At 71.3% G+C, this 11,599-nt stretch carries 7 protein-coding genes and 1 pseudogene; 4 read left to right on the top strand and 4 right to left on the bottom strand.

The annotated features are described in order from the left end of the window. Positions 1–26 precede the first annotated feature (26 nt). From ACFV46_RS17385 to ACFV46_RS17370, 4 genes are all read left to right on the top strand, one after another. Positions 27–1,424 (top strand): cation:dicarboxylate symporter family transporter, encoded by a 1,398-nt coding sequence (locus tag ACFV46_RS17385; protein WP_361926225.1) that lies wholly within the window; start codon positions 27–29, stop codon positions 1,422–1,424. Between the two features lie 115 nt (positions 1,425–1,539). Beyond that, positions 1,540–1,929: a MerR family transcriptional regulator gene (locus ACFV46_RS17380; RefSeq protein WP_361926228.1), complete on the top strand. Its 390-nt coding sequence runs from the start codon at positions 1,540–1,542 to the stop codon at positions 1,927–1,929. Next, a complete protein-coding gene (locus tag ACFV46_RS17375) occupies positions 1,926–2,258 on the top strand; it encodes a thioredoxin domain-containing protein (protein ID WP_361926229.1) in 333 nt (110 codons plus the stop codon). The genes ACFV46_RS17380 and ACFV46_RS17375 overlap by 4 nt, the downstream gene beginning before the upstream one ends. Before the next feature lie 182 nt (positions 2,259–2,440). Beyond that, on the top strand, positions 2,441–4,657 hold the full coding sequence (locus tag ACFV46_RS17370) for a HelD family protein (RefSeq protein WP_385498780.1): 2,217 nt from the start codon (positions 2,441–2,443) through the stop codon (positions 4,655–4,657). Positions 4,658–4,784: 127 nt separating this feature from the next. Here ACFV46_RS17370 and glgB read toward each other — a convergent pair whose 3' ends face one another. From glgB to ACFV46_RS17350, 4 genes and pseudogenes are all read right to left on the bottom strand, one after another. Next, positions 4,785–7,826: a 1,4-alpha-glucan branching enzyme gene (gene glgB / locus ACFV46_RS17365; RefSeq protein WP_385498778.1), complete on the bottom strand. Its 3,042-nt coding sequence runs from the start codon at positions 7,824–7,826 to the stop codon at positions 4,785–4,787. Continuing rightward, a complete protein-coding gene (locus ACFV46_RS17360) occupies positions 7,823–9,271 on the bottom strand; it encodes a maltokinase (protein ID WP_376727455.1) in 1,449 nt (482 codons plus the stop codon). The genes glgB and ACFV46_RS17360 overlap by 4 nt, the downstream gene beginning before the upstream one ends. Positions 9,272–9,355: 84 nt before the next feature. After that, entirely contained in the window at positions 9,356–11,056 is a 1,701-nt protein-coding gene (gene treS / locus ACFV46_RS17355) for a maltose alpha-D-glucosyltransferase (RefSeq protein ID WP_361926238.1), read from the bottom strand. Continuing rightward, a pseudogene (locus tag ACFV46_RS17350) lies at positions 11,053–11,599 on the bottom strand (alpha-1,4-glucan--maltose-1-phosphate maltosyltransferase); the annotation flags it as partial. The pseudogene ACFV46_RS17350 and the gene treS, both read right to left, overlap by 4 nt.

The raw sequence follows: 11,599 nt of genomic DNA, 5'->3' as shown, positions 1-11,599 counted from the left end.
CGACGAAGACGTCAAGGAGGGCAGCCGTGGCCGCCGCCAGTTCCCCCGATACGGCACCTGCCGCACCCGTCGCCAGGCGGGACCGCACGCACTACCTCTACATCGCGGTGATCATCGCGGTGGCCCTCGGCATCGCCGTGGGCCTGGCCGCGCCGGACTTCGCCGTGGAGCTGAAGCCCATCGGGACGGGCTTCGTCGCGCTGATCAAGATGATGATCTCGCCGATCATCTTCTGCACGATCGTGCTGGGCATCGGCTCCGTGCGGAAGGCCGCCAAGGTCGGCGCCGTCGGCGGTATCGCGCTCGGCTACTTCCTGGTGATGTCGCTGGTCGCCCTCGCCATCGGGCTCGTCGTCGGCAACATCCTGGAGCCCGGCTCCGGCCTCGCGGTCACCGACGCCGTCAAGGACGTCGGCCAGGCGCAGGTGGACGCCGAGGCGAAGGACACCACCGAGTTCCTGCTCGGCATCATCCCCACCACGATCGTCTCCGCCTTCACCTCCGAGTCGGTCCTGCAGACCCTGCTGGTCGCGCTGCTCGCCGGTTTCGCCCTGCAGGCCATGGGCTCGGCCGGGGAGCCGATCCTGCGCGGGGTGCAGCACATCCAGCGGCTCGTCTTCCGCATCCTCGCCATGGTGATGTGGGCCGCGCCCATCGGTGCCTTCGGCGCCATCGCCGCCGTCACCGGCTCCGCCGGACTGGACGCGCTCAAGAGCCTCGCCGTGCTGATGCTCGGCTTCTACGTGACCTGCTTCCTGTTCGTCTTCCTCGTGCTCGGCGCGCTGCTGCGGATCGTCGCCGGGCTGAACATCTTCACGCTCTGCAAGTACCTGGGCCGTGAGTTCCTGCTGATCCTGTCGACGTCGTCCTCCGAGTCGGCCCTGCCGCGCCTCATCGCCAAGATGGAGCACCTCGGCGTCAGCAAGCCCGTCGTCGGCATCACCGTCCCGACCGGCTACTCCTTCAACCTCGACGGCACCATGATCTACATGACCATGGCGTCCCTGTTCATCGCCGACGCCATGGGCACCCCGATGTCGATCGGCGAGCAGATCCCGCTGCTGCTGTTCCTGCTGGTCGCCTCCAAGGGCGCCGCCGGTGTCACGGGTGCCGGGCTCGCCACCCTGGCGGGCGGTCTGCAGTCGCACAAGCCGGCCCTGGTGGACGGCATCGGCCTGATCGTCGGCATCGACCGCTTCATGAGCGAGGCCCGCGCCCTGACGAACTTCGCGGGCAACGCCGTCGCCACCGTGCTCATCGGCACCTGGACGAAGGAGATCGACCGCGAGCGGGTCGACCAGGTCCTCGCCGGTGAGATCCCCTTCGACGAGGCGACCCTGCTCGACGACCACGGCGCCGAGGGCGAGCCCGCGGCGGCCGCGGCCCCGGGACCGGACGGCGAGAAGGAGCTCGCGAAGGCGTGACCGCCCTGACCGGCCCCTTCGCACCGGACGCCCGGCCCCGCCTGAACCGGGGCCGGGCGTCCGGCCGTGTGCGGCCCTTGCCCTGACGTCGGCGTCAAGGACTACGTTCGAACCCATGCGAATCGGCGAGCTGGCCGCACGGGCCGGGACCACGACGCGCACCCTGCGCTACTACGAGTCGCGCGGGCTGCTGCCCGCACGGCGCGGCGCCAACGGGCACCGGGTGTACGACGAGGGCGATCTCCGGTTGCTGCGGCAGATCAGGACGCTGCAGGACTTCGGGTTCGACCTGGAGGAGACCCGGCCGTTCGTGGAGTGCCTGCGGGCCGGGCATCCGGACGGCGACACCTGTCCGGCCTCGCTCGCGGTGTACCGGCGCAAGCTGGACGAACTGGACGTGCTGATCGGCGAGCTCCAGGCCGTGCGCGCCACGATCGGGCTGCGGCTGGCGCTGGCCGAGGGCGAGGAACCACCGATGTGCGAACTGGGAGGGCGGGACCTGTGATCGACGTGGCGGGCGTGACCGAGGTGACGGACGCGGACTTCGAGGCGGAGGTGATCGGGGCGGAGCTGCCGGTGCTGGTGGAGTTCACCGCCGACTGGTGCCCGCCGTGCCGGCAGATGGGGCCGGTGCTCGGCGCGCTGGCCGCGGAGGAGGGGGAGCGGCTGAAGGTGGTCCAGCTCGACGTGGACACCAATCCGCTGACGACCAACGCCTACAAGGTGCTGTCCATGCCGACCTTCATCGTGTTCCGGGCCGGCGAGCCGGTGAAGGCGATGGTCGGGGCACGGGCCAAGCGGCGGCTGCTGGAGGAGCTGGCCGACGTGCTCTGAGCACCCCGCGCCCACCGCGCCACGCACAGCAGAAATCCCCCGAGGCAATTGCGCCCGGGGGATTTCGTTGCGTATATTGAATGGTTCGCGACTTCGAATGAAGAAGGCGCGGAGAAGTTCAGTGAGCACAGTATATCCGGGCGGGAGCGGAATTGTCAAACACCGAATTCCAAGACGGTGAATTGCGACGCGAGCAGGAATTCATCGACGGCCTGTACGCACGCGTCGACGCCCTGCGCGGCGACACCGAGGCCGGAGTCTCGGACGCGCTCGCCCAGGGCGACAAGCCCATGCAGGCCCGCCTGGAGCGGGACATCCTCGTCGCCGAACGCTCGGGGCTGCTCGCCGCGCTCAACGCAGTGGACGGCTCCCTGTGCTTCGGCCGGATCGACCTCTCCTCGGGCGCGGCCCACCACATCGGCCGGATCGGCCTGCGCGCCGACGACACCGAGCGCACCCCGATCCTCATCGACTGGCGGGCCGACGTCGCCCGCCCCTTCTACCTGGCCACCGGCCACACCCCGATGGGGCTGCGGCGCCGGCGGCACATCACCACCGAGGGGCGGACCGTCACCGCCCTGCACGACGAGATCCTCGACCTCGGCGACCGCGAGCGCACCGGCCACGAGGACCCCACCGGCGACGCCGTCCTGCTCGCCGCCCTCGACGCCGCCCGCACCGGCCGGATGCACGACATCGTGCAGACCATCCAGGCCGAGCAGGACGAGATCATCCGGGCCCCGCACCGCGGCGTCCTCGTCGTCGAGGGCGGCCCCGGCACCGGCAAGACCGCCGTCGCCCTGCACCGCGCCGCCTACCTCCTCTACGAGCACCGCGAGCTGCTCGCCAAGCGGGCCGTCCTGATCGTCGGCCCCAACCCCGCCTTCCTCGGCTACATCGGCGAGGTCCTGCCCTCCCTCGGCGAGACCGGGGTGCTGCTGGCCACCGTCGGCGAACTCTTCCCCGGCGTGAAGGCGACCGCGACAGACACCCGTGAGGCGGCGGCCGTGAAGGGCCGCGCCGACATGGCCGACGTCCTCGCCGAGGTCGTCCGCGACTGGCAGGCGCTGCCCGACCCGGTCATCGCCATCGAGCACGACCGCGAGGTGCTGATGCTCGACGACGGACTGGTGAAGGTGGCCCGCGAGAAGACGCGCGCCGCCCGGCTGCCGCACAACGCGGCGCGCGAGCACTTCGAGGGGCACATCCTCAACACCCTCACCGAGCTGTACGCCGAGCGGGTCGGCACCGACCCCTTCGACGGCACCAGCCTCCTCGACCCCAGCGACATCACCCAGATCCGCGACGAGATCGCCGAGAACCCCGAGGTGTGGGCGGCCATCGACCAGCTCTGGCCGCGGCTCACCCCGCAGCGCCTGGTCGCCGACTTCCTCGCCGACCCCGTCGGCTACCTCCCCGACGAGGACGCGGCCGCGATCCGGCGGCCCGTGACCCGGGCGTGGACCGTGGCGGACGTACCGCTGCTCGACGAGGCCGCCGAACTGCTCGGCGAGGACGACCGTCTCGCCCGGGCCCGGGCGAGACGCGAGCGCGAGACGCAGATCGCCTACGCGCAGGGCGTGCTGGACGTGTCGTACGCGTCCCGGACCTACGAGTTCGACGACAAGGACGAGGAGGACAGCGAGGTCCTCTCCGCGCACGACATCATCGACGCCGAGCGGTTCGCCGAGCGGCACGAGGAGGACGACCACCGCAGCGCCGCCGAGCGCGCGGCGGCCGACCGCACCTGGGCGTTCGGGCACATCATCGTCGACGAGGCGCAGGAGCTGTCCCCGATGGCCTGGCGGCTGCTCATGCGGCGTGTCCCCACCCGGTCGATGACCCTCGTCGGAGACCCGGCGCAGACCGCGGAACCGGCGGGCGTCGGCTCCTGGGAGGACATCCTCCGGCCGTACGTCGAGGACCGCTGGGAGCACACCCGGCTGGGCGTCAACTACCGCACACCCGCCGAGATCATGGAGCTGGCGGCGGCCGTCGTCCGGGCGGAGAACCCGGACTTCGAACCGCCCAGTTCCGTACGGTCCACGGGGGTGCGCCCGTGGGTCCGGGCCACCGACGACCTGCCCGAGGCCGTGGCCTCGGCGGTGAAGGAACTGACCCCCGCGGAGGGGCGGCTCGCCGTCATCGCACCCCGCCATCTGCACCGCAGGCTCGCGGCGCGGCTGGACGGGGTGACGGCGGGCGAGCAGCCCGACCTCACGCGGACGGTCGTCCTGCTCGACCCCCGCCAGGCCAAGGGCCTGGAGTTCGACTCGGTCCTGGTGGTCGAACCGGCCCTGTACGGCACGAGCGACCTGTACGTGGCGCTGACGCGCGCGACCCAGCGGCTGGGCGTCCTGCACACGGGTCGCCTGCCGAAGGCACTGGCCGAGAACTGAGCAACGCCGGACGGGCTGATTTCCAGCCCGTCCGGCGTTTGAGGACGAGGCCCGTCGAGGGCCGAAGCGGGGGTCCGGGGGCGGCAGCCCCCGGGGACGGAAGGGTAGGGGCGGCGGTGGCGAAGAACTAAGCCGGACGCAACCAGACGGTGGCGAGCGGCGGCAGCGTCAGCCGGATGCTCGCCGGGCACCCGTGCCAGCTCTGCGGATCCGGCTTCACCGGCTCGGGGTTGACCACGTCACCGCCCCCGTACCGCGCCGCATCCGTGTTCACCACCTCGTGCCACGCCGGCACCTCCTCCGGCACCCCCACCCGGTACTCGTCCCGCACGACCGGCGACATGTTCGACACGGCCAGCAGCGGCGCGCCCTCGGCGTCGTACCGCAGGAACGCGAACACGTTGTCGTCGGCCGCGTCCCCCACCACCCACCGGAACCCGGACGGATCGGTGTCCCGCTGCCACAGCGCCGGCGTGTGCCGGTACACCGTGTTCAGGTCACGGACCAGATCGCGCACACCCCGGTGGTCCGCCTCCGCCCCGTACGCCGGGTCCAGCAGCCACCAGTCCGGCCCGTGTGCCTCCGACCACTCCGCGCCCTGCGCGAACTCCTGGCCCATGAACAGCAGCTGCTTGCCGGGGTGCGCCCACATGAAGCCCAGATACGCCCGAAGATTCGCCCGCTGCTGCCACCAGTCCCCGGGCATCTTCGACACCAGGGACCGCTTGCCGTGCACCACCTCGTCGTGCGAGATCGGCAGGACGTAGTTCTCGCTGTACGCGTACACCATCGAGAACGTCATCTCGTCGTGGTGGTACCTGCGGTGCACCGGCTCCTTCGTCATGTACTCCAGCGAGTCGTGCATCCAGCCCATGTTCCACTTGAGCCCGAAGCCCAGCCCGCCGAAGCCGCCCGGCCCGGTCACGTGCGTGGGCCGGGTCACCCCGTCCCAGGCGGTCGACTCCTCGGCGATGGTGACGATCCCCGGGTTGCGCCGGTACACGGTCGCGTTCATCTCCTGCAGGAACGCCACCGCGTCCAGGTTCTCCCGGCCGCCGTGCTCGTTCGGCACCCACTGGCCGGGCTCGCGCGAGTAGTCCAGGTAGAGCATCGAGGCGACGGCGTCCACGCGCAGCCCGTCGATGTGGAACTCCTCGCACCAGTACACCGCGTTGGCGACCAGGAAGTTGCGCACCTCGCGCCGACCGAAGTCGAACTCCAGCGTCCCCCAGTCGGGGTGGGCGGAGCGCAGCGGGTCCTCGTGCTCGTACAGCGGACGCCCGTCGAACTCGGCCAGCGCCCAGTCGTCGCGCGGGAAGTGCGCCGGAACCCAGTCCATCAGCACCCCGATGCCGGCCTGGTGCAGCCGGTCCACGAGGTACTTGAAGTCGTCGGGCGTGCCGAGCCGGGCCGTGGGCGCGTAGAACCCGGTGACCTGGTAGCCCCACGAGCCCCCGAACGGATGCTCGGCGACCGGCATCAGCTCCACATGCGTGAAGCCGAGGTCCTTGACGTAGGCGGGCAGCTGCTCGGCGAGCTGCCGGTACGTCAGCCCCGGACGCCAGGACGCCAGATGGACCTCGTACACCGAGAACGGCGCCTCGTGCGGGGCCGGCGTGCCACGCCGCTCCAGCCACTGCGCGTCGCCCCACTCGTACTCCGAGGCGCACACGATGGACGACGTGTTCGGCGGGGCCTCGGTGCGGCGGGCCATCGGGTCGGCGCGCAGCGTCTTCGACCCGTCGGGCCGGGTGATCTCGAACTTGTACAGCTCGCCCTCGCCGACGCCGGGCACGAACAGCTCCCACACCCCTGTGCCGCCGAGCGAGCGCAGCGGGAAGCCGGTGCCGTCCCAGTAGTTGAAGGTGCCGGCGAGGGAGACGCCGCGCGCGTTCGGCGCCCACACGGTGAAGCGGGTGCCGGTGACGCCCTGGTGGGTCATCGGCTGGGCGCCGAGCGCCTTCCACAGCTCCTCGTGCCGGCCCTCGCCGATCAGATGCAGATCGAGCTCGCCGAGCGCGGGCAGGAAGCGGTAGGCGTCCTCGGTCTCGTGCACCGACCCCTCGTACGCCACGAGGAGCCGGTAGTCCTGCGGGACGTCCCGCAGCGGGAGCAGCCCCGTGAAGAACCCGTCGCCGTCGTCGTGGAGTTCGGCCCGTACGGCACCGGCGGCGACCGTCACCGACAGGGCGAACGGCCGGAAGGCGCGGAAGGCGACACCGCCGGGGACGGGATGCGCCCCGAGCACGGAGTGCGGGTCGTGGTGCGTGCCGGAGAGCAGCCGGTCGCGGTCGGCGGCGTCCAGCGCGGCGGAGCCCGCGACCGTCACGGGGGCCGGGGGCTCGGCGGGGGAGCCGGGTCCGGGCGTGCCCTCGGCCGCCTGCTGGGCCGGGATCTTCTTCTGCGCGGCCTGCTGGGCGGGGATCTTCCGGGCCCCGGCCTTCCGGGGGGCCGCGCCCCCGGCCGCCGGGGTCGTGGGGGCGGCCCCCTTGCCCGCGGCGGCCTTGGCGGGCGTCCGCGCGGTGGCCTGCCGGGCCACGGTCTGCTTCGCGGCGGTCTTCCTGGCGGCGGCTTCGGTGGTGGCCGTCTTCTTGGCGACGGTCTTCTCGGTCGCGGCCTTCTTGGCGACGGCCTTCTTCGCGACGGTCTTCTTGGCAGCGGTCTTCTTCGCGACGGCCTTCTTGGCCACGGTCTTCTTGGCCACGGTCTTCTTCGTCAGCGTCTTCTCAGCCACCGTCTTCTCGGCCGGGGCCTTCTTCGCGGCGGCCTTCTTCAGCACGGTCGTCTCGGCGGCCTGGGCCGGAGCCTTCTTGGCCACGGCCTTCTTCGTCACGGCCTTCTCCGCCGCCACCCCCTTCGGGGCCGCCTTCCTCGCGGCCGCCTTGACCGGAGCCCTCTTCGCGGCCGTCTTCTTCGCGGCCGTCTTCTTCGCCGCCGACGCTGCCGGTGCGGCCTTCTTCGCCACCCCCCTCCGCATCGACTCCACGGCCTTCTCGACGGCCTTCGCGGGCCGGGACTTCCCGGCCGGTGCGGCCTTCTTCGCCGTCGTCGCCTTCTTCGCCGTCGCCTTCTTCGCGGCCGGCGTGGACTCGGCCGGCGTGGACTCGGTCGGCGTCCCGGCCGGGTGCTGCGGGTCCGGGCCGCTGGAGGGAGTGGTGCGGGGGGTCACGGGCGGGGCCTCCTCGGCGAAGGGGGGAACACGGGGGTGGAGGGAGGTGCGGGCGGGGCGTCGGCGGCGAGGCGGCGTATCGCCGCCATCGGCACCGGCAGCCAGTCGGGCCGGTGCCGGGCCTCGTAGACGACCTCGTAGATCGCCTTGTCGGTCTCGTACGCCCGCAGCAGCACCGGATCGGTCCGCGGGTCGGCGCCGCCGGCCTCGGCGTACCCGGAGCAGTAGGCGGCCCGGCACGCGTCCGCCCAGCCGGGCGCCGGGTGCTCGGCGGAGTGGGCGGCGTAGTCGAAGGAGCGCAGCATGCCCGCCACGTCCCGGGCCGGCGGCTGCGGCATCCGCCGTTCCGCGAGCGGTTTCGACGGCTCGCCCTCGAAGTCGATCAGCCACCACTGCCCGGCGGGCGAGCGCAGGCACTGCCCGAGGTGCAGATCGCCGTGGACGCGCTGCGCCGTCCAGGTGCGCCCCTCGGCGGCGAGATCGGCCAGCGCGTCGAAGGCCGAGCGCAGGGCGGGGGCGTACGGCCGTAAGGCGGGCACGGCCTGGGCGGCCGCGTCGAGCCGTGCGGCCATGCCCTCGACCTGCTGCCGGACCTGGGAGTGCCCGAGCGTGACCGTCGGCAGGGCGCGGGCGAGCGCCATGTGCACCTCGGCGGTCGCGCGCCCGAGGGCCCGGGCCGCGGAGGCGAACTCCTCGCCCTTGGCGAGTCCGCGCAGTGCCAGGTCCCAGCCGTCCGCCGCGCCCTGCACGAACGGCTGGAGCACCCCCAGCACATACGGCTCACCCGACAGCTCCGCCCGCATCCACGCCGTGGGCGCGGGCACCCGGTCGCAGCCCTCGCGGGCCAGTGCCAGCGGCAGCTCCAGGTCCGGGTTGACGCCGGGAACGACCCGGCGCAGCAGCTTCAGGATGAACGTATCGCCGTATACGACGGACGAGTTGGACTGCTCCGAGGTGACCAGGCGGGGCACGAGGCCCGACCGGATCTCGGCGCCGGGGTCCCGCTCGAAGCGCAGGGCGCCGACGCGCGCCCCGCTGCGCAGGGCCTCCAGCAGGAGTTCGCAGGGGCGTGGGTCGTACAGCGCGTCGTACACGGTGCGCCCCGCCAGGGGGCCCTCGGTGACATGCCCGATCAGCGCGGGTGCCAGCCGGGGCGGCAGCGCCTCACGGTCCCCGACGAGCAACTGGTAGCAGTCGGCGGGCTGTTCGGGCGCCCCCGGCGCCGGTGTGAGCGGCTGATGGGCGCGCACCAGAAGGTGGTACAGGCCGCGCTTGCCTCCGGGCGGCAGCAGCTCCGTCGCCGCGACCAGCGAGAAGCCCGTGACCGGACGTCCCTTGCCGGCGAACCAGCGCTGCCGTGGCAGCCAGTCCCTGAGCAGGGGGTCCAGTGACGCGAGGAGGCCGGGCGGAGTGCTGAGGGTGCTTCGGGTGACGGCTTCCGACATGACGTCGCGTCCTTTCCCCGGACGGTCGGGGTGATACTTCTGCGTGCCCCGCGCGGGGCGGTGGAAACCGCCCCGCGCGGGCTCTCAGGCGGCGTCCTTGCGCAGCCGGAACCAGTAGAAGCCGTGGCCCCCGAGCGTCAGCAAGTACGGCAGATCACCGATGGCCGGGAATCGCACCCCGCCGAACAGCTCGACCGGATGGCGGCCGGTGAACGGACTGAGATCGAGTTCCGTGGGCTGCGCGAACCGCGAGAAGTTGTTCACGCAGAGCACGAGGTCGTCCTCGTACTCCCGCAGGAACGCGATCACCGCCGGGTTCGACGACTGGAGTTCGGTGTACGAGCCGAGTCCGAAGGCCGGGTTCTGCTTGCGGATCTCGATCATGCGCCGGGTCCAGTGCAGCAGCGAGGACGGCGAGGACATCGACGCCTCGACGTTGGTGACCTGGTAGCCGTAGACCGGGTCCATGATCGTCGGCAGGAACAGCCGCCCGGGGTCGCTCGACGAGAAACCGGCGTTGCGGTCCGGCGTCCACTGCATCGGCGTGCGCACGGCGTCGCGGTCGCCGAGCCAGATGTTGTCGCCCATGCCGATCTCGTCGCCGTAGTACAGGATCGGCGAGCCCGGCAGGGACAGCAGCAGCGCGGTGAACAGCTCGATCTGGTTGCGGTCGTTGTCCAGCAGGGGTGCCAGCCTGCGCCGGATGCCGATGTTGGCCCGCATGCGGGGGTCCTTGGCGTACTCGGCCCACATGTAGTCGCGTTCCTCGTCGGTGACCATCTCCAGGGTCAGCTCGTCGTGGTTGCGCAGGAAGATGCCCCACTGGCAGCCGGACGGGATCGCCGGGGTCTTCGCCAGGATCTCGGAGACGGGGTAGCGGGACTCGCGGCGCACCGCCATGAAGATGCGGGGCATGACGGGGAAGTGGAACGCCATGTGGCACTCGTCGCCACCGGAGGAGTAGTCGCCGAAGTAGTCGACCACGTCCTCCGGCCACTGGTTCGCCTCGGCCAGCAGCACCGTGTCCGGGTAGTGCGCGTCGATCTCCTTGCGGACCCGCTTCAGGAACTCATGGGTCGCGGGCAGGTTCTCGCAGTTCGTGCCCTCCTCGGCGTAGAGGTAGGGGACGGCGTCGAGGCGGAAGCCGTCGATGCCGAGGTCGAGCCAGAACTTCAGCGCGGAGAGGATCTCCTCCTGCACGGCCGGGTTCTCGTAGTTGAGGTCGGGCTGGTGGGAGAAGAAGCGGTGGAAGTAGTACTGCTTGCGGACCGGGTCGAAGGTCCAGTTGGACGCCTCGGTGTCCACGAAGATGATGCGGGCGTCGGGGTAGGCCTTGTCGTCGTCGGCCCACATGTAGTAGTCGCCGTAGGGACCGTCGGGGTCCTTGCGGGACTCCTGGAACCACGGGTGCTGATCACTCGTGTGGTTCATGACGAAGTCGATGATGACCCGCATCCCGCGCTGGTGGGCGGCGTCCACGAACTCCACGAAGTCCGCGAGGTCCCCGAACTCGGGGAGCACGGAGGTGTAGTCCGAGACGTCGTAACCGCCGTCGCGCAGCGGAGACTTGAAGAAGGGCGGCAGCCACAGGCAGTCCACGCCCAGCCATTGCAGGTAGTCGAGTTTCGCGGTCAGGCCCTTGAGGTCGCCCACGCCGTCGCCGTTGCTGTCCTGGAAGGAGCGGACCAGGACCTCGTAGAAGACGGCGCGCTTGAACCAGTCGGGATCACGGTCGTTCGCGGGGGTGTCCTCGAAGGTGTCCGGGACGGGCTCGTTGACGATCATGTGGCGGGTGACCCTCCGATCTGCGGGGTGGACGGTCGCAGAGCCTGGTCGTGCGCATCCCGGGGACGCCCCCCGGGCTCCCGGCCGACGACGAGCACATGCGCGCCGCCGGGCAGGAGGCGCACATAGTTCGCTCTGCCCCAGTGATAGGTCTCGCCGGTGAGCTCGTCGCGCACCGGCGCCGACTCGTGCCAGTCCAGGCCGAGTTGCGGCATGTCCAACGAGACCGTGGCCTCCTGGGTGTGGTGAGGGTCGAGGTTGGCGACCACCAGAACCGTGTTCGAACCGCTGCGCTTCGAGTAGGCGATCACCGCCTCCTTGTCCGCGTGGTGGAAGTGCAGGTCACGCAGCTGCTGGAGGGCCGGATTCGCCCGCCGGACCGTGTTCAGCCGGGTGATGAGGGGGGTGATGGTGCGGCCCTCGCGTTCGGCGGTGGCCCAGTCCCGCTGGCGCAGCTGGTACTTCTCGCTGTCGAGGTATTCCTCGCTGCCGTCGCGCAGGGGGGTGTTCTCGCAGAGTTCGTAGCCGCTGTAGACGCCCCAG

Source organism: Streptomyces sp. NPDC059852, assembly GCF_042731455.1.
In the GTDB taxonomy this organism is placed as follows: domain Bacteria; phylum Actinomycetota; class Actinomycetes; order Streptomycetales; family Streptomycetaceae; genus Streptomyces.
This window is presented reverse-complemented; position numbering and strand designations above follow the sequence as displayed.